Source organism: Bradyrhizobium sp. 1(2017) (genome assembly GCF_011602485.2).
Lineage (GTDB): Bacteria > Pseudomonadota > Alphaproteobacteria > Rhizobiales > Xanthobacteraceae > Bradyrhizobium.
In genome coordinates this window covers 5,298,211-5,318,654 of the sequence record NZ_CP050022.2, presented here as the reverse complement: position 1 = coordinate 5,318,654, position 20,444 = coordinate 5,298,211, and the positions used below count along the sequence as shown (strand labels likewise).

The window sequence follows — 20,444 nt, the reverse complement described above, 5'->3', positions numbered from 1 at the left end:
ATCCGCCAAATTTGTTATCCTGTCGGATATCATCAGCTTTTTGCATGGGATGATCTGGGATGGACAGTGACGCCCTCAACACCTTCCTGGCCGTTCATCGCAGGGGTGGGATCTCGCATGCCGCAAAATTCCTGCACCGTTCGCAGCCGGCGATCTCGCGCCGCATCGCGCTTCTGGAGCAGGAGCTCGGCGTGCCCCTGTTCGAGCGGGTGGCGGGCCGCACGCGGCTCAGCGATGCCGGGCGCGTGCTGATCCCCTATGCCGAGCGCGCGGTTGCCGCGGCGCAGGACGCCGAACAGGCGATCCGCGCGTTGACCAAGCAGAACGCAGGGCCGGTATCGCTGGCCGTGACCGGCACGCTCGCCGACGGCCGCCTCTCCAGCATCATGAAGCGGTTTGCCAAGGAGCATCCGGCCGTCACGCTGGCCTTGCGGACGGCGACCAGCGCGGAGGTCAGCGATCTCATCCGGCGCGGCGAGGCCACCATCGGCCTGCGCTACAACACCGACCGCTCCGGCGATCTCGCCTGCGAGCAGGTGCTGAGCGAGGCGTTGCAGGTCGTCTGTGCGGCGGATCATCCTCTGGCCGGAAAGCGCGTGAAGCGCCTCGCCGAGCTCGGTGGCGAGCGCTGGATCGCCTTTCCGGAGATCCGCGGGCGGCGCGAAATCGCCGCGGCTCACGTGTTCGCGTTGTTTCTGACGCAGGGACTTGGCGAGGTGGAGTGGACGGCCGTGGACAGCCTCACCGCGCAGAAGCGGCTCGTGGAATCGGGCTTTGGCCTTGCACTGCTGGGACAAAGCCATTTGGCGGAGGAACTGCGTGCGGGCTCGATCGCGACGATCGCCGTGGGCGATCTTGCCGCGCAGCAGCACATCGTCCTTGTCACGCGTCGTGGCGGGTTTCTAAGCGCTGCCGCCGAGCGCCTGCTCGAGAGCATTCGCCGCAACTATGCGCTGGATGTCTTGGCGAGGCGGGACGCCCGAAAAAGTTCGCCGGCGCGCAAGGGTGTTGCGCGCCGGCGCTCGGTTTGACTCGGTTATTTCCCCGCCTTCACCTCGGCGGCCGCCACCGCGATCAGTTCACTCATCTTGGCGCGAATCGCCTGCTCGGTGATGGCGACGTTCTTGGCGGCGAAATCGGCCGTGATCTTGCGCAGGACGTCGGCATCGCCGGCCTCCTCGAAATCGGCGGCGACCACTTCCTTGGCATAGGCCGCGGCGGCATCGCCCGTGATTCCGAGCTTCTCCGCCGCCCACAGACCGAGCAGCCGGTTGCGACGGGCCTCTGCCTTGAATTTCTGCTCCTCGTCGAGGGCGTACTTCTTCTCGAAACCTTCCTGGCGCTTGTCGAACTCGCTCATGCCTGTTCCAAATCCCTTCTCAATGGAGCGGGCGCCTTACGTTGCGGCGACCCGGCCCCGTGCCTACATAGATAGCACAAAAGAGCAAAACAACGGGCCGTTAAGCCGCAGGCAAGACGGTATAAGTTGGTGCCGGACGGCCGGATCGATTGTGCTGGGACAGCCAATCGGATAGGTTGCCTGGAGGTTTGGTTCCTGTTCTGTTTCCAGGGGTTACAGGCGGGTTCCCAGCCGTTCACGGCAGCTCCGCTGTGGGTTCGTAATCCTAGTCAACCGGAGCACACCAAATTCATGGATTTCAACAAAACACGGTACATCCCCATGAGCCGTCGGCGTCGCATTTATGAAGGCAAGGCAAAGGTTCTCTACGAAGGCCCGGAGCCCGGCACCCTGATACAGCACTTCAAGGATGACGCCACCGCGTTCAATGCGAAAAAGCATCAGGTGATCGAGGGCAAGGGTGTCCTCAACAACCGGATCTCGGAGTACCTGTTTCAGCACCTCAACGACATCGGGGTGCCGACCCATTTCATCCGCCGCCTCAACATGCGCGAGCAGTTGATTCGCGAGGTCGAGATCGTGCCGCTGGAGGTAGTGGTGCGGAACGTCGCCGCCGGCTCGCTGTCGCAGCGCCTCGGTATCGAGGAGGGCACGCAGCTGCCCCGTTCGATCATCGAATTCTACTATAAGAACGACCAGCTCAACGACCCCATGGTGTCGGAAGAGCACATCACCGCCTTCGGCTGGGCGACGCCGCAGGAGATCGACGACATCATGGCGCTGGCCATCCGCGTCAACGACTTCCTCACCGGCCTCTTCCTCGGCATCGGCATCCGCCTCGTCGACTTCAAGATGGAATGCGGCCGCCTGTTCGAGAACGAGATGATGCGGATCATCGTCGCCGACGAGATCTCCCCGGACTCCTGCCGTCTGTGGGACATCAAGTCGAACGAGAAGCTCGACAAGGACCGTTTCCGCAGGGATCTCGGCGGCCTGCTCGAGGCCTATACCGAAGTCGCAAAGCGCCTCGGTATCCTCATGGAGAACGAGCGTCCGCAGGGCTCCGGCCCGGTGCTGGTGAAGAGCTGAGAGAGGATCTTTGACGTGAAGGCACGTGTCACCGTGACCCTGAAGACGGGTATCCTCGATCCGCAAGGCAAGGCCATCGAAGGCGCGCTGAAATCGCTCGGCGTCGATGGCATCGCCAGCGTCCGCCAGGGCAAGGTGTTCGACATCGAGCTTGCCGGCGCCGACAAGGCCAAGGCAGAGGCCGCGCTGAAGGACGCCGCCGACAAGCTGCTGGCGAATACCGTGATCGAGAATTATCGGGTCGAGATCGTCTGAGGCTGCCTCGTAGGCCCTCATGACGAGGCGCGCGAAGCGCGTCTCGAACCACGCGGGCCCGGCTCTTACGCCTCGGCCTTCATCCTGCAAGGCGCGCAAAGAGCGCGCTCCTCACGATGAGAGGCAAGACTGGGGCGTAGCTGCGATTCGTTCACAGCCACCCCACGCTGCGGAAACGCCAGTACAGCGAGCCGCATGCCGTCAGCATCACGCCGAGCAGAATGAAGTACCCGTACTCCCATTCCAGCTCGGGCATGTGCTTGAAGTTCATGCCGTAGATGCCGGCGAGCGCTGTGGGAATGGCGATGATCGCGAGCCAGGACGCGAGCTTCTTGGACACAGCGGTCTCCTGGGCCTGGCCGACCAGCAGGCTCGCCTCGAAGGCGAAGGCCAGCACCTCGCGCATGGAATCGATGCGCTCCTGGATGTTGCGGACGTGGTCGGTGACGTCGCGGAACAGCGGCTGCATGGCCTGCCGCACCATCGACAGCTCGTCATGCTCGAGCCGGCGGCAGACCTCCACCAGCGGGCCGATCGCGGTCCTGAGCCGCAACAGGTCGCGGCGCAGCATGTAAAGGCGCTCGATTTGCGCCTTGCTGATCGCCTTGGACAGCACGTCATCCTCGATGCCCTCGATCTCCTCGTGAATGCTCTCGAGCACCGGCGAGTAATTGTCGACGATGAAATCGAGAATGGCGTAGAGGATGTAGTCCTCGCCGCGCGCGAGCGCCCGCGGACAGCTCTCGCAGCGTTCGCGTACCGGCGTGTAGGACGTCGAGGCGCCGTGGCGCACCGAGACCAGATAGCCTTCGCCGACGAAAATGTGCGTCTCGCCGAAGGCGATGCGGCGCTCGATCAATTGCGCGGTGCGCGCGACGATGAACAGGGCATCGCCATACTGCTCGATCTTGGGGCGCTGATGGGCGTGGTTGGCGTCCTCGATGGCGAGATCGTGCAGGTCGAACTGCTTCTGCACCGCGCCCAGCAGCGCCATGTCAGGCTCGTGCAGGCCGATCCAGACCACGTGGCCGGGCTTGGCGCGCCAGCTCGAGGCCTCGCTGATGGCGATATTGGCGATGCGCCGGCCGTCGACATAGGCGCCGGCAGCGACGACGCCCTCGGCGGACACCGGTTCGGACGGGGAGGTGGGCAGCGACGGGACGTTCATGGCTTCAATCCCGGGCAAATCGAGCGGCCGCACAGCGTGCGACTATCACCTGTGCACAAGGCCCTGTGCCGAGGCTAGCACTGGTAAAATCCCCGTCAAATGGATATGTCTTTTCGCGAATTGGCCCGTCGGCCAGCCCCTTTTCGGAACCTTGAGCCATGAAAGCCGCCATCCTCGTCTTTCCCGGAATCAACCGTGAGCGCGACATGGCGCGCGCCTTAAGGCTGATCTCGGGCCATGAGCCCGCGATGGTGTGGCACGCCGAGACCTCGCTGCCCGCGGGCACCGATCTTGTCGTGGTGCCGGGCGGTTTCTCCTACGGCGATTATCTGCGCTGTGGCGCCATCGCGGCGCGTGCGCCGGTGATGGATGCGGTGCGCGATTATGCGGCCAAGGGCGGCCTCGTGCTCGGCGTCTGCAACGGCTTCCAGATCCTCTGCGAGTCCGGCCTGTTGCCGGGCATCCTGATGCGCAACGCGCGGCTGAAATTCATCTGCCACGACGTGCATCTGCGCGTCGAGCGCTCCGACACGCCGTTCACCCGCGGCTACAATGCGGGCCAGGTGATCCGTGTGCCCGTGGCCCATGGCGAGGGCAATTACGCGGCGGACGCGGAAACCATCAAGCGGCTCGAAGGCGAGGGGCGCGTGCTCTATCGCTACTGCGCGGCCGACGGCAGCATCGACGACATCAGCAACATCAACGGCGCGGCGCAGTCGATCGCCGGCATCGTCAACGACCAGGGCAACGTGCTCGGCATGATGCCGCATCCGGAAAACCACGTCGAAGACATCATGGGCTGCACCGACGGCCGCGGCCTGTTCGCCGGCCTGGTCCAGCATCTGGAAAAGGCCGCGTGATTGCGTTCGTGTTGAAGCGGACGCTCGCCGCGCTCGCGGCGGCCTCGCTTGCGACCGCCGCATTCGCGCAGGATTATCCAAAACGTCCGATCACCATGATCGTGCCGTTCGCGGCCGGCGGCACCTCGGACGTGATCGCGCGTACGGTCGCCGAGCAGATGGGCATCGCGCTCGGCCAGACCATCGTGATCGAGAACGTCGCCGGCGCCGGCGGTTCGACTGCGCTCGCACGCGCATCCCGCGCCGAGCCCGACGGCTACACCATCGCGATCGGCAATGCCGGCACCAATGCTGCGACCTACACGATCTATCCGAAGCTGCCGTTCACGCCGGAGTCCTTCGTGCCGATCGCCATGGTGGCGAAGACCTTCGGCATCATCGCGCTGCGCAAGGATTTTCCGGCGAAGGACCTCAAGGAGTTCATCGCCTACGCCAAGGCCAATCCCGGCAGGATCAATCTCGGCCATGCCGGCGTCGGCTCCTCGAACTATCTGATCTGCAAGAGCTTCGTCACATCAGCCGGGATCGATGCGACGCTGGTCGGTTATCGCGGCGCCGCGCCTGCGCTGACCGACGCGGTCGGCAGCCAGATCGACGGCGTCTGCGACGCGGCCGCCTCGGTCTCGCAGTCGATCAACGAGAAGCTGGTGAAGGGCCTCGTGGTCGGCTCGACCGTGCGCCTCGCCACGCTGCCGGACCTGCCGACCTCCGCCGAAGCCGGCCTGCCCGAATTCGAGGCGCAGGGCTGGAACGGCCTGTTCGCACCGAAGGGAACGCCGCCCGCCGTCATCGCCAAGCTGAACGCGGCCGCACGCACGGCGGTGGAAACCGACGCGGTGAAGAAGCGCTTTGCCGATCTTTCGACGGTTGCCCCCGATCCCGACGAGCACACGCCCGAGGTGCTTGCGAAGCTCGTGACGCGCGACGTCGAGAAGTACCGGAAGATGCTCGCGGACGACGCCAAGCCATAGCTGCGGCTACGCTTTCATGAACCTGCATCGCGTTCGAGGCGACTGACCCTGCGTCGCCGTTACAGGCGCGCGCGTCCGGGTTCGCGCACTGTGCGGGTGGAAGCAACTCAAAGTTGTTTTGCTGCACGAGTTGCGATATCAGGGCGGTGCGCTCTCGTTGTGCTCCTGGATGTCACATGCCCGTCGCTCTGGTCGTTCTGCTGCTCGATATCACGTTGATCTATCACGCGTCGCGAACCGGCCGGCTGCGGCCCTGGGCCTTCATCATCCTGCTGGTGCCGATGATGGGCGCGCTCGCCTATATCGCGGTCGAGCTCATTCCCGAATGGTTCTCCAGCGCTGGCGCGCGGCAGGCGCGCCAGCGTGTCGCCAATCGCCTCGATCCCGAGAAGCGCTATCGCGAGCTGTCCGACCGTCTGGCAGGCACCGACACCATCGCCAATCGCGCCGCGCTGGCGGAAGAGTGCGCGACGATCGGCCGGTTCGGCGAAGCGGAAGCGCATTACGATCACATCCTGAAGCTGCCCATGGGTCACGATCCCGCCTATGCCCTGCGCAAGGCGCAGGCGGAATTTTCCGCCAAGCGCCCGGCTGACGCGCTCGCGACGCTGGACGATTTCCAGAAGCAATGGCCCGACTTCGACTCCGCCGACGCGCATCTGTTGTACGCCCGCGCGCTTGCGGAGGTCGGACGTCTCGACGAAGCGCTCGAGGAATATCAAGCGCTCGCCGGCTATTTTCCCGGAGCCGAAGCGCGGGTGCGCTACGGCATGCTGCTGCAAATGGTCGGCCGCACCGCCGAGGCGCGCATGGTCTTCAACGAACTGCTGATCCAGATGCGCCGCGCACCGAAATATCTCCGCAAGGCGCAGGCCGAGTGGCTGTCCATCGCGGAGAAGCAGCTCTCGCCGTGAGCTACCGCCACTTCAACCGCTCCGCCGGCACCGTCATGGCCGCAACGCCCGCCATGACCAGCAGCAGGCCGAGTGCGAGGTTCGACGGCACGCTCTCGCCGAGCAGCAGCACGGACAGGCCGACGCCGATCGGGATGCGCAAATAGCCCTGGGCATTCGTGGTCAGCGTTCCGAGGCGGCCGAGGCAGACGTAGAACAGCATCAGACCCAGCGCGCTGGAGACGATGCCCATGACGATGGTGGCGACGATCGCCGTGGGCGTCGGCTGCAGCGTCCAGGGCTGGTCGATGATCAGCGAGGGCGGCAGCAGCACGAGGCCGCCGAACAAGAGCGAGCCGGCCGCCACCACCATGGGGTCGTATTCGGACAGCCTGAGGCCGAAGATGGTCGCGCAGGCAAAGGAGATGGTGGCGAGCAGGATCGCGATCTCGGCAATGATCTCGCTGCCGAAGCCGCGCAACGCGTCGAGCCCGACGATGGCGATGGTGCCGGCGAGCCCCAAAATCGCGCCGGCGAGCTTGAGCAGCGTCGCCGGTTCGTGCCGCGTGATCAGCGAGGTGATCAGGAAGGCGAAAATGGGCGTCGTCGAGGCCAGCACCACCGTGTTCGACGCCGGCACATATTGCTGCGACCAGGTGATGATCAGGAACGGGAAGGTCGAGTTGATCAATTGCTGGGTGGCGAACAGCTTCCAGGCCCTGGCGTCGGTCGGGACCTTGATGCCGCGCATCCACAGGATCGCGAACAGGAAGGCGGCTGCGATCAGCGAGCGCGCCGCGATGAAGGTGATGGGCGGGATCGTGTCCAGCGCCAGCTTGGTCAGTGGATAGGTCGAGCTCCAGCAGCAGGCGAGTGCGAACAGGAGGGCATAGTCGCGCCAACCACGCGCGCCGGTAGCGGGTTTCGTTGGCAATGGCACTGATGCGGTGGCCGCCGTGCTGCCCGTTGGCGGTGTGCTCTGCGGCACCTTGTTTCTGCTCCCCGGCGCAACAGCGCTTCCGCAACTGTGGGCGAGGGGACGCGAAAAGGAAAGGTCGCGAGCTATGCGTTTGCCTGCAGTGCCGGCTTCCGCTTCACCCGCTTGATCGTCCCGGAGAACGTGAACAGCGGCCGGCCGGCCGAGGTCAGCTTGCCGCGCAGGAAGATCAGCGAGCCGCCGGCGCGCGAGACTTCGCCTGCGCATTCGACCAACTCGCCCTCGCGGGCGGCGTCGAGGAAATCGCAGGCAAAATTGGTGGTCACGGCCGGGCCGTCCAGCTCATGGGTGGCGATCGCGAACAGGCAGTAGTCGGCGAAGGCCATGAAGCAGCCGCCATGAACGTTCCCGGAGCCGTTGAGGTGCTTTTTCTCGACCCGGAACGCCGAGCGGACGCTGCCGTCGTCCTCGATCTTGTGCCAGAACGGGCCGATATGGCTCTCAAAACTGTCGCGAATCCACGTTCGCCAGCCCGCGAATTCGCCCTCCGTGGCGACATGGAGGTCAGGGCGGCGGGTGGAGGGGACTTTGGTCAATTCGTGCAAGGAAATAGGCCTTCAATTGCTGGTCTTGAGCCCTTAAATCCGATCCGTCCGCGCCGTGCAATTCCTGTTCCCGCGGGGCCCCCGGCGCAAAACGTGGGACAGCGGGAAAATGCGCCATAAAGGGCTTTTCCAAGCCGCCCGATGTTCCTAAGAACGGCCAACCGCCGCCGAAAGCCCCGAATCCATGAAGAATGAACCCAAGATTACCCCCGAACTGGTTGCCGCCCACGGGCTCAAGCCGGACGAATACGAGCGCATCCTGAAGCTGATCGGGCGGGAGCCGACCTTCACCGAGCTCGGCATCTTCTCGGCGATGTGGAACGAGCATTGCTCGTACAAGTCGTCGCGCATCCATCTGCGCGGCCTGCCGACGAAAGCACCCTGGGTGATCCAGGGCCCCGGCGAGAATGCCGGCGTGATCGACATCGGCGACGGCCAGGCCGTGGTGTTCAAGATGGAGAGCCACAACCACCCGAGCTATATCGAGCCCTACCAGGGCGCGACCACCGGCGTCGGCGGCATCTTGCGCGACGTCTTCACGATGGGCGCGCGGCCGATCGCCTGCCTCAATGCGCTGAGCTTCGGTGCGCCCGAGCATGCCAAGACGCGGCACCTCGTCTCCGGCGTGGTCGCCGGCGTCGGCGGCTACGGCAATTCCTTCGGCGTGCCGACGGTCGGCGGCCAGGTGCGCTTCCACACCCGCTATGACGGCAACATCCTCGTCAACGCGATGGCCGTGGGCCTCGCCGATGCCGACAAGATCTTCTATGCGGCGGCGTCCGGCGTGAACATGCCGATCGTCTATCTCGGCTCCAAGACGGGGCGCGACGGCATTCACGGCGCCTCGATGGCCTCGGCCGAGTTCGACGACAAGTCCGAGGAGAAGCGCCCGACCGTTCAGGTCGGCGATCCCTTCGCCGAAAAGCTGCTGCTGGAAGCCTGCCTCGAGATCATGGAGAAGGGCTGCGTCATCGCGATCCAGGACATGGGCGCGGCTGGCCTGACCTGCTCGGCGGTCGAGATGGGCGCCAAGGGCGATCTCGGCGTCGATCTCGACCTCGATGCGGTGCCCACCCGCGAGACCGGCATGAGCGCCTACGAGATGATGCTCTCGGAGAGCCAGGAGCGCATGCTCATGGTGCTCAAGCCCGAGAAGGAAGAGGAAGCCGAGGCGATCTTCCGGAAATGGGGCCTCGACTTCGCCGTGGTCGGCTACACCACGCCGAGCAAGCGTTTCGTGGTCAAGCATGGCGGCGACGTCATGGCCGACCTGCCGATCAAGGAGCTCGGCGACGAGGCGCCGGTCTATGACCGTCCGCATGTCCCTTCCGCCGCGCTCCCGATCGTGCATGCCCGCGACGTGCCGGCGCCGATGGCCCTCGGGGCCGCGCTGGAGCAGCTGATCGGCACGCCCGACATGTGCAGCAAGCGCTGGGTCTGGGAGCAGTACGACCACGTCATCCTCGGCAACACCATGCAGCGTCCCGGCGGCGATGCCGCCGTGGTGCGCGTGCAGGACGGGCCGAAGGGGCTGGCGCTGACCGTCGACGTCACGCCGCGCTATTGCGAGGCCGACCCGTTCGAGGGCGGCAAGCAGGCGGTGGCGGAAGCGTGGCGCAACATCACCGCCGTCGGCGGCAAGCCGCTCGCGATCACCGACAATCTCAATTTCGGCAATCCTGAGCGGCCCGAGATCATGGGCCAGTTCGTCGGCTGCCTGAAGGGAATCTCGGAAGCCTGCCGTACGCTCGACTTCCCCGTCGTCTCCGGCAATGTCTCGCTCTACAACGAGACCAACGGTCGCGCCATCCTGCCGACACCCTCGATCGGCGGCGTCGGCCTGCTCGACGATTTCACCAAATCGGCGTCGCTCGCCTTCAAGGCCGAGGGCGAGGCGATCCTCTTGATCGGCGAGACCCATGGCTGGCTCGGCCAGTCCGTCTACCTGCGCGACATCTGCGGTCGCGAGGAGGGCGCGCCGCCGCCGATCGATCTCGCCGCCGAGAAGCGCAACGGCGATTGCGTGCGCGGCATGATCCATGCGGGCACCGCGACCGCCGTGCACGACCTCTCCGACGGTGGCCTGTTGATCGCGCTCGCCGAGATGGCGATGGCGAGCGGCATCGGCGCCAAGCTGCTGGCGGCACCGACTTCGCTGGTCTCGCAGGCCTATTGGTTCGGCGAGGACCAGGCGCGCTATCTCGTCACCGTGCCGGAAACGGAAGCCGGCCGCGTGCTCGCCAAGATGCGCGGCTGCGAGGTGCCCTGCGTGCGCATCGGCACCACCGGCGGGGATGCGATTGCCATCGCGGGCGAGGCGCCGGTTGCGATCGACGTGCTGCGCAAATCGTTCGAGCGCTGGCTGCCGGAGTATATGGGCGGGAAGGCGGCGTAAGGCGCCGCCGCGAGCTCAGAGCCCGTAGCCCGGATGAGCGAAGCGACATCCGGGTCTTTGTCGAGAGGGTTCCCGGATATCGCTACGCTCATCCGGGCTACGAGCTGTTCCTCAAAGCACCTTTGTCGCGCCCGGGATCTGCCGCAACGCGCGCGTCAGCGCCCAGCTTGCCGCAACGGTCAGTACAAACCCGATCGTGGCCTTGACGATCGCCGGCAGATCATAGTCGAACAGCCAGTATTGCAGCCACAGTGCGATCGGATAGTGCACCAGGAACATGCCGTACGCGTCGCCCTGCATTGGATCGAGCAGCTTGGCTGAGCCTGACTGCCTGAACCTCTGGAAAAAGGCCAGGATCAGAAACATGACGGCAACGCTGAAGACCGTGAAGCAGATCGCATAGAGCGCTTCATACCAGTCCGGCAACGGCGACGGGTTGCCCAGTATTTCGCGCTTGATGAAGATCAGCACCCATAAGAGGCAATACGGAACGATCGCCAGCACCATCCAGTCCCAGCTGACCCTTGCCATGCGGCCGTCGACTGCGAGCAGCCCGCGATCCATCTGCGCAACGCCGATGCCGGCACCGAAAAAGAAGTAGGTCGCGTAGAGCATCACGCGCCCCTGCTGGACCGAGAACGGCCCGAACTCGAACCAACTGCTATGCCCGTAGTGGACCAGCCCGGGAACGTAGAAGACAGCGGTGACGGCAAGCATCACTGCGAAGAACACCGCGGGCCGGCGGCGGCCGTGCAGTGAGAGGCGATTGATCGGATCGAGCAGATTGGGCGACAGCCGGTACAGCAGGCAGGCAACTAGGTCGAAACCCAACAACACCCAGAGAAACCAGATCGGCCCGCTCGGCCACGGGCCCTTCGTGATCATATTCCAATAGTATTCCGAAAAGCCGATCTCGGGATGGTGCCGCAGCGAGATGGCGTAATAGGCGATCGGAATGACCGTGAAAGCGCAGATCACGAATGGCAGCGCGAGCCGAAGCAGGCGATCCTGCAGATAGTTCAGCGGTCCCTTCCGGGCGATACCTGACCAGGCGAACAGGCCCGACAGGAAGAAGAACATCGCCATGAAGAAACTGTCGGTGGCGAGCACGATCATGTCGAAGCCGAAGAAGTACTTCGGATCGGTATGACCGAAATAAGTATAGGGGATCACCGCATGATGCAGCAGCACCACCAGAGTGAGGAAGGTGCGGGCGCGATCAATCGCCAGATTGCGCGCCTTGCTCTTCGGTGCGGCATACACCTCTGCGCCGATCGTCGCTGAATGTGACATCGTCATCGTGGTGGCCCCGATCGCGTTCTTGCTCCCGGCTGGACTGTGACGCCGGGAACTCGATTCAGCAAGGGCAGTCTGCGCCGCAGGTCTCCCCTGACGCCATCAGGAACCAGTTCCGCGAAGCAAAGTTAGCGTCCGGGCATGGGTTGAGGGCCGCGACACGGCCTTAAGTCGGAGTTGGCGATGACGATTCTGAAATGGGCGCTGATCTTCCTCGTGATCTCGATCGTGGCCGGCGTGCTCGGGTTCACCGGCATCTCGGCCGCCTCCGCCGACGTCGCCCGTTTCCTGTTCTACGTCTTCGTTGTGATCTTCCTGGTGCTGCTGGTCCTGGGGCTCACGATCTTCAGGGCGTAGCGCTGCGCCGCACGCTCAACCGTCATGCCCGGCCTTGTCCCGGGCATCCACGTCTTCCTCATCCGTGGCAATCAAAGAACGTGGATGGCCGGGTCAAGCCCGGCCATGACGGAGCAGGGCGCGGGGCTGCTACCCCACCTCCTCGATCTTCACCTTGTCCGGATAGAAGGCGAGATGGCCGGAAATCTCCGCCATTGCGGGGAAGGGCGTCTCATAAGTCCAGATCGCGTTGTCGAGCGTCTTGCCGCTGGCCTTGACGCTGTAATAGTTCGCATCGCCCTTGTACGGGCAATGGGTGACGCGCTCGGTGCGCTCCAGCAGCGCCATGTTGGCATCCTCCCGCGGCAAATATTGCACCGCCGGATATCTGGCTTCCTTCAGGGTCAGAGCCTTGCTGCTCTCGGCGATCACGATGTCGCCGGCCGTGACGCGGACGCGCCGGGGGTTTTGGGTGATGGTGATGGGGTGGTCGGGCCCTGGAAGCTTCATGATGTCACGCCTTTTCGATCAACCTGTCGCGCGCGGCACTTTGTCGTGCCTTTATCGTGATCGGATCAGAGATATAGTACCTGAAGGCGTGACGCAGAAGGCCGTTCACGCTAAGTTTGGCCCTGCCGGGCCGGGGACCCCGGCAGCGATTCGACGACGAGGCTGATTCGCAGCCGAGACAAGGAGCTAGACCCGAATGCCCATGGACGCCCACGATATCGAGGCGATGATCAAGGCAGCGATCCCCGATGCCGAGGTGACCATCCGTGACCTCGCCGGCGATGGCGACCATTATGCCGCGACCGTGATCTCTGAATCCTTCCGCGGCAAGTCCCGCGTCCAGCAGCACCAGATCGTCTACCAGTCCCTGCGCGGCCAGATGGGCGGCGTGCTGCATGCGCTGGCGCTGCAAACCGGCGTACCCGGCACCTGATCTGACCAGCGCGACGGGGGAAGACGATGGCTGCGGACAACCCGCGCGGCACGATGTTTCGCGTCGTCACGCCGAACCAGCACAGCCGTGTCACCAATGTCGAGCTGTTCTTCGACCTCGTCTTCGTCTTCGCCGTCACGCAGATCTCGCACACGCTGCTGCATCATTTCACGCCGCTCGGCGCGGTGCACGTCGCCGTGCTGTTTCTGGCGGTGTGGTGGGTGTGGGTCTTCACCGCGTGGGTCACCAACTGGCTCAATCCTGAGCTGACGCCCGTCCGCATCCTGCTTTTTGCGATGATGCTGGGCGGCCTCGTGCTGTCGACGACGATCCCGACCGCCTTCGAGGGGCGGGGCCTATGGTTTGCGATTGCCTACGCGACCATGCAGGTGGGACGTACGGCGTTCTGGATGTTTGCGACTCCGCATCACCGGACCGCGGTGCGGCACAACGCAATCCGCATTCTGACCTGGCTCTCGGTCTCCGCGGTGTTGTGGATCGCAGGCGGCTTGTCCGAGGGAGACACGCGGCTATGGCTGTGGATCGCGGCGGTGACTCTGGAATACATCTCACCGGCGGTGCGGTTCTGGGTGCCGAAGCTGGGCTTTTCCTCGGTCGAGGCCTGGGCCGTCGAAGGCACGCACATGGCCGAGCGCTGCTCCCTGTTTGTCATCATCGCGCTCGGCGAGGCCATCGTCGTCAACGGCGCGACCTTCGCGGAGCTGGAGTGGACCGCGAGCAATATCCTCGCCTTCGTGTCGGCGCTGGTCGGCGCCATCGCGATGTGGTGGATCTATTTTCACAAGGGCGCCGAGGCCGGCTCCGAGCGCATCTCGAAATCCGCCGAATCCGGCCGCCTGGCGCGGCTCGCCTATACCTATCTGCACACGCCGATCGTCGCGGGCATCATCCTGACGGCCGTGTCTGACGAATTGGTGCTCAAGCACCCCACCGGACACTCCGACATGCGCACCATCGTGAGCACGATCGGTGGACCCTTGGTGTTCCTGGTCGGTACTATCCTGTTCAAGCACGCGATCCGCGGCTTCCTCCAGCTTTCGCATGGCGTCGGCATCATCCTGCTGCTGGCGCTGAGCTGGTTCGCCTCGGACATGTCGCCGCTCTGGCTCTCGGTCGCGACGACGATGATCATGATCGTGGTGGCGGTGTGGGAGTCGCTGTCGCTGGGGGCGACGTCGGGGGAAGCGGAGGGGCATTGAGCCCCGCACCGTCTACTCCGCCACCTCCAGCGCGTGCACCGAGAACATCTCGTCCGTATCCGTCCAGCTCTCGCGCACGCGCCAGCCTGCGCCCTGCGCCAGCGCCGCAAAGCGTTCGATGCTGTACTTGTAGCTGTTCTCGGTGTGGATGCTCTCGCCCGGGCGGAACGAGAAGCTGGTGCCGAGCAGGCGCACGGTCTGGCTCTTCTTGCTGATCAGGTGCATCTCGATGCGGTGCCGCTCGCGGTTGTAGATCGCGCGATGGGTGAAGGCGGAGAGGTCGAAATTGCCGCCGAGCTCGCGGTTGATGCGCACCAGCACGTTGAGATTGAAGCGTGCGGTGACGCCGGCCGCGTCATTGTAGGCGTCGTGCAGCACCCGTTCGTCCTTCTCAAGATCCGCGCCGATGATCATCTGGGCGCCCTTGCCGAGGATCTTGCGGGCGCTTTTCAGGAAGGCCTGCGCTTCCTGCGGCTCGAAATTGCCGATGGTCGAGCCGGGGAAGAAGCCGACCTTGGGCATGGATGCGACCTGCCGGGGCAGCTCGAACGGCGTCGTGAAGTCGGCCGCGACCGGATAGATGCCGAGCGAGGGGAAGTCCCGCTTCAGGCCGTTCGCCTGCGCCTTCAGGAAGTCGCCGGAAATGTCGACGGGGACATAGGCCGCGAACCTGCAGTGGCCCAGCAGCAGGCGAACCTTCGTCGTCGCGCCGGCGCCGAACTCGACCAGCGCCGCGTGCTCCGGAATGATCTTTGCGATCTCGCTGCCGCGCTCCTTCAGGATCGCAAGCTCGGTGCGCGTCGGATAATATTCCGGCAGGCGCGTGATCGCTTCGAACAATTCCGACCCGGTCGCATCGTAGAAATATTTCGGCGACAGTTTTTTCGGCTGCTGCGAGAGGTCCGCGATGGCCTCGCGGGCGAAGGCGGTGGTCTGCTCGTCGGGGAGATGGGCTTCGGCCAAAGCGCTGGCGTGCACATTCATGATACTCTCCTGAACGCGCTGTCCGGCGCGCATTTGTCGTCGGATAAGAGTTCTACTCGTAGTCGGCGAGCCGCAGCCCCGTGAACTGCCAGCGGTGGTGCGGATAGAAGAAGTTGCGATAGGAAATACGGCTGTGGCCCTCGGGAGTTGCGAGCGAGGAGCCGCGAAGTACCAATTGGTTGACCATGAACTTGCCGTTGTATTCGCCGAGCGCGCCTTCGATGGCGCGATAACCCGGATAGGGCGCATAGGCGCTGCGGGTCCATTGCCATACGATTCCGAAAGCATCGTTGAGTTGCCTGGTGCGCGCGGCGACCTCCCATTCCATCTCGGTCGGCAGATGTTTTCCGGCCCAGCGGGCGTACGCATCCGCCTCGTAATAGCTGACGTGGCAGACCGGCGCGTTCGGATCCACCGGCATGAGGCCGGCCAGCGTCATCACCTGCCATCCGCCATCGACCTCGCGCCAATGACCCGGCGCCTGCCAGTCTTCCTTGCTGGCCGCGGCAAAGCCGTCCATCAGCCACAGCGTTGCATTCCGGTAGCCGCCATCCTGCATGAAGGCGAGCCATTCGGCGTTGGTGACGAGATTGCGCGCGAGCTTGATCGGGCCGACGAGGGCACGGTGCGCGGGCTTCTCATTGTCGAAATGGAAGCTGTCGTCGACATGGCCGACGGTGTGGATGCCCTCGTTGAGTGGCAGCCAGTCGTCGCCGCTGCGCGCTGCGGCCGGGAAGCGCCAGTTCGGATCATAAGCGGGGTAGACCGGGTTCTGTGCAAAGGCGTGCAGGATGTCCGTGAACATCAGCTCCTGATGCTGCTGCTCATGGTTCAGCCCGACCTCGACCAGCGGCGCGATCGCGCGCAGCTTGGCCTCAGTGGTCTCGCGGAAGAACTTGACGACGGCGGCATCGACGTAGTTGCGATAGGCGCCGACCTCGTTCGCACTCGGACGGGTGATGTCGCCGCGATGGTTGCGGGCATGACGCGGTCCGGCGCTGACGTAATAGGAATTGAACAGGAACGCGAAATCGGGGTGGAAGGGCCGGTAGTCGGGACAGTGCTCGCCGAGCAGGAATTGCTCCCAGAACCAGGTGGTATGGGCGCGATGCCATTTCGCCGGGCTCGCGTCGGGCATGGACTGGATTTGCTGGTCCTCGGGCGACAATGGCGCGGCCCGGCGCTCGGTCTCGTTGCGGACGGCACGAAAAGCGCTCTCCAGGCGCTGGGCGAGTTTGCCGGCGGAGGACGGTGACGAAAGCGAGGGGGCGGCCGTAGCGGAGGCTTGTTTCGTCACGTTTTTCTCCAGACAGGACAAGAGAACGTTGTTGGCGTTGCCAGGTTCCAAAACCGGGGTTCGTCCTAAATGGGGCCTCCGTTACGAGATAAAAGTCCTCCCGGCTGTTAATATTAGTGTCATCAGCCCATCACCTGGCGCCAGCAAGGTCGGCTGCCCCGGGGCCGTTCGCCGCCATTTTACTTTGGATGCACAACGGTTTGGGCTACATATATGAGCAAATATCGGGTTAGATCGGCTGGGCCGGCCCGAAGCGATCGTTGAGGCCCCAGAAGGACACGGAATATGAGCATCGAGGAATTCATCGCCAACGAAGTGAAGTCGAACGACGTGGTTCTGTTCATGAAGGGCACGCCGCAATTTCCGCAGTGCGGGTTCTCCGGCCAGGTCGTCCAGATCCTCGACCACATCGGCGTCGGCTATAAGGGCCTCAACGTCCTCGAATCCGCCGAACTGCGCAACGGCATCAAGGAATATTCGAACTGGCCGACCATTCCGCAGCTCTATGTGAAGGGCGAGTTTGTCGGTGGCTGCGACATCGTCCGCGAGATGTTCCAGGCCGGCGAATTGCAGCAGCTGTTCACCGAGAAGGGCGTCGTCGTCGCGGCCTGATGAGATGGCCGTGCTGACGCGCCAGATTGGTGGCGCCGAGCTCGAGGTCATCGTTGCCGACATCACCACGCTTGGTGTTGACGCCATCGTCAACGCCGCCAACACGTCGCTCCTTGGCGGGGGCGGCGTGGACGGCGCGATCCATCGGGCCGCCGGGCCCGATCTGGTCGCCGAATGCCGCATGCTCCACGGCTGCAAGACCGGCGACGCCAAGATCACCAGTGGGTATCGGCTTAAGGCCGCGCATGTGATCCATACCGTTGGGCCGGTCTGGAACGGCGGCACCCTCGGAGAAGACGATCTGCTCGCCGCCTGCTATCGCCGCTCGATGGAGCTGTGCGGGAGGCACGAGCTGACCTCGGTGGCATTTCCTGCGATTTCGACCGGCGTTTTCCGCTTTCCCGCCGACCGGGCGGCCGATATCGCGGTGCGTACGGTGATCGAAGGGCTCTCCGCCGCTCCGTCCATTGCCCGCGTGGTGTTCTCTTGCTTCGCCGAGCCGAGCGCCGAGCTTCATGCCGGGGCGCTTGCGCGTCATGGTAGCTCTTGTGCCCAATGACGCCGCCGGTACACTCCACCGGACCATGTTCCGGGGAGGGGATATGATTTCACAATCTGGACTGCGTGCGCTGATCTGCGGCGCGCTGGTGTGGCTTGGTGCGATATCGTTCGCGCGGGCGGAGGGCACCTACGAAATTCCGGCCGGCGCGCATTTCAATCAGGACAAGCTTGCGAAGATCAGCGAGTTCTTCAAGAACGAGGTCACGACCGGCAAGATCGCCGGCGCGACCGTGCTGATCAAGCAGCACGGCAAGCCGGTCTATCACGAGGCCTTCGGCGTGCAGGACGTGGTCAGCAAGGCGCCGATCACGGACAAGACCATCTTCCGCCTGTTCTCGATGACCAAGGCGATCACCTCGGTGGTCGCGATGCAATTGATCGAGGACGGCAAGATCAAGCTCGACGATCCGGTCTCGAAATACATCCCGTCCTTTGCCAACGTGAAGGTCGGCGTTGAGAAGAAGGCCGAGGACGGCAGCAAGTCGCTCGAGCTGGTGCCACCCAACCGGCCGATGACCGTGCTCGACCTGATGCGCCACACCTCGGGCATCACCTATGGTTTCTATGGCGACAGCCTGGTGCGCAAGGCCTATCGCGAGGCCAATATCTATGCCGGCGATTTCGACCTCGCCGAGTTCGCAGAGCGGATCGCGAAACTGCCGCTGCACAACCAGCCCGGCGCGCTCTGGCAATATGGCCATTCCACCGACGTGCTGGCGCGCGTGATGGAGGTCGCGGCCGGCAAGCCGCTGATCGACATCATGCGGGAGAAACTGCTCGATCCCTTGGGTATGGTCGATACCGGCTTCTTTGTCAGCGCCCCCGAAAAGCAAAAGTTGCTGGCGCAGCCGGTGCCGAATGACAGCGATTTTCGGGTTGGCCGGATCAACGATCCAACCGTCGCGAAGAAGATCCAATTCGCCAGCGGCGGCATGGTCACGACCATGGCCGACTATGAGCGCTTCGCCCAGATGCTGCTCAACGGCGGTAGCCTCGACGGCAAGACCATCCTCAAGCCCGAGACATTCAAGCTAATGGTGACCGATCAGGTCGGACCAGGCTCCGGCGTCGATCGCGACTTTTTCTATTTTCCCGGCGACGGTTTTGGCTTCGGCCTCGGCTTTGCCGTCCGCACCGATCCCGGCAATGCCAAGCCGCCGCCGCCCGGCGATCTCGGCGAATTGAAGTGGGACGGCGCCTCCGGCTGTTATTTCGTGATCGACCCCAAGCAGGACATGTTCTTCGTCCTTCTGGAGCAGACACCCACCGAACGCCAGCGCGTGCAGCGGACATTGAAGCAGCTCGTCTATGAAGCCATGGAGAAATGAAATGCGCGGGCGCCGCGCCCTGATCGCGGCGCTCGTTCTTCTGGTGAGCGCGGTCGGTGCGCGTGCGAGCTCCGAGCGCGCTGCGCACAAATTCTCAGCCGAAGGCCTCGCAAAGGTCTCCGACTACATCCGGAACGAGATCGCCACCGGAAAGATCCCCGGCGCCATCCTGCTGCTCCAGCAACATGGCAAGCCGGTCTATTACGAGAATTTCGGCGTTCGCGACGTCGCGACCCAGCTTTCGATGAGTGCGGACACGATCTTCCGCCTCTATTCGATGTCGAAGCCGATCACCTCGGTCATGGCGATGATGCTGGTCGAGGAGGGCAAGCTTTCGCTCGACGATCCCGTCTCGAAATACATTCCGGCTTTTGCCCAGATGAAGGTCGGCGTCGAGAAGAAGTCCGGGGACGGCAAGGAGACGCTGGTGTTGGAGCCGCTCGCGCGCCCGGTCACCATCAAGGACCTGCTGCGCCATACCTCGGGCCTGCCCTACGGCTATCATGGCGGCGGCATGGTGCGCGAGCTCTATGCCGAGGCCAATCTCTTCCAAAGCAATCTTGGCAATGCCGACTTCGTCGCGAAGGTCGCGACGCTGCCGCTGGCGGAGCAGCCCGGCACCGCGTGGGACTATGGCTTTTCCACCGACGTGCTCGGCCGCGTCGTCGAGGTCGTCTCCGGGAAGACGCTGCTCCAGTTCGAGAAGGAGCGGCTGCTCGATCCGCTCGGCATGACCGAGACGGCTTTTTTCGTCCCCGATCCCGCCAAATTCCCGCGCATCGCCGAGCCGATGCCGGAGGACCGCAACATCAACCCGACAACGCCGATGCGCGACATCAGGCGACCGCTGAAATGGGAATCGGGCGGCGGCGGCATGGTCGGCACGATCGGTGACTATGCCCGTTTCACGCAGATGCTGCTGAATGGCGGCAGCTACGAGGGGCGGCGCTATCTCAAGCCCGAGACCGTCGCGCTGATGGCGTCCGATCATGTCGGGCCGGAGACGAAGATCGCGCGCGACCATAGCTATTATCCGGGCGCCAATTCCGGCTTCGGCCTCGGCTTTGCGGTGCGCACCTCCGTGCCGGCAGGTACGTCGTGGCCTTTAGGCGAATATCGCTGGGACGGCGTCGGAGGGACTTTCTTCTTCATCGATCCCGAAGACGATCTGTTCGGGATATTCATGGTGCAGACGCCATCGCAGCGCGGCCGGATCCAGCTCGCGCTGAAGACGCTGATCTATCAGGCGATGGGGCGGTGAGTCCTTTTCGCAGACCGCGTAGCCCGGATGAGCGCAGCGACATCCGGGATCCTTGCGAGCGAAGTCCCGGGTA

22 protein-coding genes are annotated in these 20,444 nt (G+C 64.1%); 14 read left to right on the top strand and 8 right to left on the bottom strand.

Going from position 1 to position 20,444, the window contains the following annotated elements; translation table 11 throughout:
- Positions 1 to 59 precede the first annotated feature (59 nt).
- Positions 60 to 1,031: a LysR family transcriptional regulator gene (locus tag HAP40_RS25365; RefSeq protein ID WP_166815178.1), complete on the top strand. Its 972-nt coding sequence runs from the start codon at positions 60 to 62 to the stop codon at positions 1,029 to 1,031.
- A gap of 5 nt (positions 1,032 to 1,036) precedes the next feature.
- On the opposite strand, the gene HAP40_RS25360 is transcribed toward HAP40_RS25365, so the two are convergent.
- Complete coding sequence (locus HAP40_RS25360) at positions 1,037 to 1,360, bottom strand: DUF1476 domain-containing protein (RefSeq protein WP_166815179.1); 324 nt, start codon at positions 1,358 to 1,360, stop codon at positions 1,037 to 1,039.
- 321 nt (positions 1,361 to 1,681) lie between these two features.
- Here HAP40_RS25360 and purC point away from each other — a divergent pair, with 321 nt between their 5' ends.
- Both purC and purS read left to right on the top strand, forming a co-directional pair.
- Positions 1,682 to 2,449 carry a phosphoribosylaminoimidazolesuccinocarboxamide synthase gene (purC, locus tag HAP40_RS25355; RefSeq protein ID WP_173015815.1) on the top strand — a complete coding sequence of 256 codons (768 nt, stop codon included), beginning with the start codon at positions 1,682 to 1,684 and terminating at the stop codon, positions 2,447 to 2,449.
- 15 nt (positions 2,450 to 2,464) lie between these two features.
- Positions 2,465 to 2,704 (top strand): phosphoribosylformylglycinamidine synthase subunit PurS, encoded by a 240-nt coding sequence (gene purS / locus HAP40_RS25350; protein WP_061847426.1) that lies wholly within the window; start codon positions 2,465 to 2,467, stop codon positions 2,702 to 2,704.
- Positions 2,705 to 2,855: 151 nt separating this feature from the next.
- On the opposite strand, the gene HAP40_RS25345 is transcribed toward purS, so the two are convergent.
- Positions 2,856 to 3,872 (bottom strand): magnesium and cobalt transport protein CorA, encoded by a 1,017-nt coding sequence (locus HAP40_RS25345; protein WP_166815180.1) that lies wholly within the window; start codon positions 3,870 to 3,872, stop codon positions 2,856 to 2,858.
- A 158-nt stretch (positions 3,873 to 4,030) separates the two neighbouring features.
- Here HAP40_RS25345 and purQ point away from each other — a divergent pair, with 158 nt between their 5' ends.
- The 3 genes from purQ (at position 4,031) to HAP40_RS25330 (ending at position 6,617) form a co-directional block, all read left to right on the top strand.
- Entirely contained in the window at positions 4,031 to 4,732 is a 702-nt protein-coding gene (gene purQ, locus HAP40_RS25340) for a phosphoribosylformylglycinamidine synthase subunit PurQ (RefSeq protein ID WP_166815181.1), read from the top strand.
- Positions 4,729 to 5,703 (top strand): tripartite tricarboxylate transporter substrate binding protein BugD, encoded by a 975-nt coding sequence (locus tag HAP40_RS25335; RefSeq protein ID WP_166815182.1) that lies wholly within the window; start codon positions 4,729 to 4,731, stop codon positions 5,701 to 5,703. The genes purQ and HAP40_RS25335 overlap by 4 nt, the downstream gene beginning before the upstream one ends.
- A gap of 176 nt (positions 5,704 to 5,879) precedes the next feature.
- Positions 5,880 to 6,617: a tetratricopeptide repeat protein gene (locus HAP40_RS25330; RefSeq protein ID WP_166815183.1), complete on the top strand. Its 738-nt coding sequence runs from the start codon at positions 5,880 to 5,882 to the stop codon at positions 6,615 to 6,617.
- A gap of 1 nt (position 6,618) precedes the next feature.
- Here HAP40_RS25330 and HAP40_RS25325 read toward each other — a convergent pair whose 3' ends face one another.
- Together HAP40_RS25325 and HAP40_RS25320 are read right to left on the bottom strand one after the other, a co-directional pair.
- Positions 6,619 to 7,584 (bottom strand): DMT family transporter, encoded by a 966-nt coding sequence (locus HAP40_RS25325; RefSeq protein ID WP_166815184.1) that lies wholly within the window; start codon positions 7,582 to 7,584, stop codon positions 6,619 to 6,621.
- Between the two features lie 74 nt (positions 7,585 to 7,658).
- Positions 7,659 to 8,138 (bottom strand): PaaI family thioesterase, encoded by a 480-nt coding sequence (locus tag HAP40_RS25320; RefSeq protein WP_166815185.1) that lies wholly within the window; start codon positions 8,136 to 8,138, stop codon positions 7,659 to 7,661.
- A 184-nt stretch (positions 8,139 to 8,322) separates the two neighbouring features.
- Here HAP40_RS25320 and purL point away from each other — a divergent pair, with 184 nt between their 5' ends.
- Positions 8,323 to 10,533, top strand: a complete 2,211-nt coding sequence (purL, locus tag HAP40_RS25315; protein WP_166815186.1) for a phosphoribosylformylglycinamidine synthase subunit PurL — start codon at positions 8,323 to 8,325, stop codon at positions 10,531 to 10,533.
- A gap of 111 nt (positions 10,534 to 10,644) precedes the next feature.
- Here purL and HAP40_RS25310 read toward each other — a convergent pair whose 3' ends face one another.
- On the bottom strand, positions 10,645 to 11,832 hold the full coding sequence (locus tag HAP40_RS25310) for an acyltransferase family protein (protein ID WP_208024894.1): 1,188 nt from the start codon (positions 11,830 to 11,832) through the stop codon (positions 10,645 to 10,647).
- A gap of 180 nt (positions 11,833 to 12,012) precedes the next feature.
- Between HAP40_RS25310 and HAP40_RS25305 the strand changes: the two genes are divergently transcribed.
- Positions 12,013 to 12,186, top strand: a complete 174-nt coding sequence (locus tag HAP40_RS25305) for a DUF1328 domain-containing protein (RefSeq protein ID WP_166815187.1) — start codon at positions 12,013 to 12,015, stop codon at positions 12,184 to 12,186.
- Between the two features lie 129 nt (positions 12,187 to 12,315).
- On the opposite strand, the gene HAP40_RS25300 is transcribed toward HAP40_RS25305, so the two are convergent.
- A complete protein-coding gene (locus HAP40_RS25300) occupies positions 12,316 to 12,675 on the bottom strand; it encodes a DUF427 domain-containing protein (RefSeq protein WP_166815188.1) in 360 nt (119 codons plus the stop codon).
- A gap of 196 nt (positions 12,676 to 12,871) precedes the next feature.
- Here HAP40_RS25300 and HAP40_RS25295 point away from each other — a divergent pair, with 196 nt between their 5' ends.
- Both HAP40_RS25295 and HAP40_RS25290 read left to right on the top strand, forming a co-directional pair.
- Positions 12,872 to 13,108 carry a BolA family protein gene (locus HAP40_RS25295; protein WP_011088461.1) on the top strand — a complete coding sequence of 79 codons (237 nt, stop codon included), beginning with the start codon at positions 12,872 to 12,874 and terminating at the stop codon, positions 13,106 to 13,108.
- 26 nt (positions 13,109 to 13,134) lie between these two features.
- Complete coding sequence (locus tag HAP40_RS25290) at positions 13,135 to 14,328, top strand: low temperature requirement protein A (RefSeq protein WP_166815189.1); 1,194 nt, start codon at positions 13,135 to 13,137, stop codon at positions 14,326 to 14,328.
- A 12-nt stretch (positions 14,329 to 14,340) separates the two neighbouring features.
- Here HAP40_RS25290 and egtD read toward each other — a convergent pair whose 3' ends face one another.
- A complete protein-coding gene (gene egtD, locus HAP40_RS25285; RefSeq protein WP_166815190.1) occupies positions 14,341 to 15,312 on the bottom strand; it encodes an L-histidine N(alpha)-methyltransferase in 972 nt (323 codons plus the stop codon).
- Positions 15,313 to 15,364: 52 nt separating this feature from the next.
- Positions 15,365 to 16,660 (bottom strand): ergothioneine biosynthesis protein EgtB, encoded by a 1,296-nt coding sequence (gene egtB, locus HAP40_RS25280; protein WP_166815191.1) that lies wholly within the window; start codon positions 16,658 to 16,660, stop codon positions 15,365 to 15,367.
- Between the two features lie 234 nt (positions 16,661 to 16,894).
- Here egtB and grxD point away from each other — a divergent pair, with 234 nt between their 5' ends.
- Genes grxD through HAP40_RS25260 form a run of 4 tightly spaced genes read left to right on the top strand, consistent with a single transcriptional unit; the run spans position 16,895 to position 20,371 of the window.
- Positions 16,895 to 17,221, top strand: a complete 327-nt coding sequence (gene grxD, locus HAP40_RS25275; RefSeq protein ID WP_166815192.1) for a Grx4 family monothiol glutaredoxin — start codon at positions 16,895 to 16,897, stop codon at positions 17,219 to 17,221.
- Between the two features lie 4 nt (positions 17,222 to 17,225).
- Complete coding sequence (locus tag HAP40_RS25270; RefSeq protein WP_166815193.1) at positions 17,226 to 17,780, top strand: O-acetyl-ADP-ribose deacetylase; 555 nt, start codon at positions 17,226 to 17,228, stop codon at positions 17,778 to 17,780.
- Positions 17,781 to 17,823: 43 nt separating this feature from the next.
- Entirely contained in the window at positions 17,824 to 19,110 is a 1,287-nt protein-coding gene (locus HAP40_RS25265; RefSeq protein ID WP_166815194.1) for a serine hydrolase domain-containing protein, read from the top strand.
- A gap of 1 nt (position 19,111) precedes the next feature.
- Entirely contained in the window at positions 19,112 to 20,371 is a 1,260-nt protein-coding gene (locus HAP40_RS25260; RefSeq protein ID WP_166815195.1) for a serine hydrolase domain-containing protein, read from the top strand.
- The last annotated feature ends 73 nt before the right edge of the window (positions 20,372 to 20,444 follow it).

What these genes read in the sequence shown, in the direction of transcription:
- HAP40_RS25365 (WP_166815178.1), top strand. Translation starts at nt 60, where the DNA reads ATGGACAGTGACGCCCTCAACACCTTCCTGGCCGTTCATCGCAGGGGT.
- HAP40_RS25360 (WP_166815179.1), bottom strand. Translation starts at nt 1,360, where the DNA reads ATGAGCGAGTTCGACAAGCGCCAGGAAGGTTTCGAGAAGAAGTACGCC.
- purC (WP_173015815.1), top strand. Translation starts at nt 1,682, where the DNA reads ATGAGCCGTCGGCGTCGCATTTATGAAGGCAAGGCAAAGGTTCTCTAC.
- HAP40_RS25345 (WP_166815180.1), bottom strand. Translation starts at nt 3,872, where the DNA reads ATGAACGTCCCGTCGCTGCCCACCTCCCCGTCCGAACCGGTGTCCGCC.
- purQ (WP_166815181.1), top strand. Translation starts at nt 4,031, where the DNA reads ATGAAAGCCGCCATCCTCGTCTTTCCCGGAATCAACCGTGAGCGCGAC.
- HAP40_RS25330 (WP_166815183.1), top strand. Translation starts at nt 5,880, where the DNA reads ATGCCCGTCGCTCTGGTCGTTCTGCTGCTCGATATCACGTTGATCTAT.
- purL (WP_166815186.1), top strand. Translation starts at nt 8,323, where the DNA reads ATGAAGAATGAACCCAAGATTACCCCCGAACTGGTTGCCGCCCACGGG.
- HAP40_RS25310 (WP_208024894.1), bottom strand. Translation starts at nt 11,832, where the DNA reads ATGACGATGTCACATTCAGCGACGATCGGCGCAGAGGTGTATGCCGCA.
- HAP40_RS25305 (WP_166815187.1), top strand. Translation starts at nt 12,013, where the DNA reads ATGACGATTCTGAAATGGGCGCTGATCTTCCTCGTGATCTCGATCGTG.
- HAP40_RS25300 (WP_166815188.1), bottom strand. Translation starts at nt 12,675, where the DNA reads ATGAAGCTTCCAGGGCCCGACCACCCCATCACCATCACCCAAAACCCC.
- HAP40_RS25295 (WP_011088461.1), top strand. Translation starts at nt 12,872, where the DNA reads ATGCCCATGGACGCCCACGATATCGAGGCGATGATCAAGGCAGCGATC.
- HAP40_RS25290 (WP_166815189.1), top strand. Translation starts at nt 13,135, where the DNA reads ATGGCTGCGGACAACCCGCGCGGCACGATGTTTCGCGTCGTCACGCCG.
- egtD (WP_166815190.1), bottom strand. Translation starts at nt 15,312, where the DNA reads ATGAATGTGCACGCCAGCGCTTTGGCCGAAGCCCATCTCCCCGACGAG.
- grxD (WP_166815192.1), top strand. Translation starts at nt 16,895, where the DNA reads ATGAGCATCGAGGAATTCATCGCCAACGAAGTGAAGTCGAACGACGTG.
- HAP40_RS25270 (WP_166815193.1), top strand. Translation starts at nt 17,226, where the DNA reads ATGGCCGTGCTGACGCGCCAGATTGGTGGCGCCGAGCTCGAGGTCATC.
- HAP40_RS25265 (WP_166815194.1), top strand. Translation starts at nt 17,824, where the DNA reads ATGATTTCACAATCTGGACTGCGTGCGCTGATCTGCGGCGCGCTGGTG.
- HAP40_RS25260 (WP_166815195.1), top strand. Translation starts at nt 19,112, where the DNA reads ATGCGCGGGCGCCGCGCCCTGATCGCGGCGCTCGTTCTTCTGGTGAGC.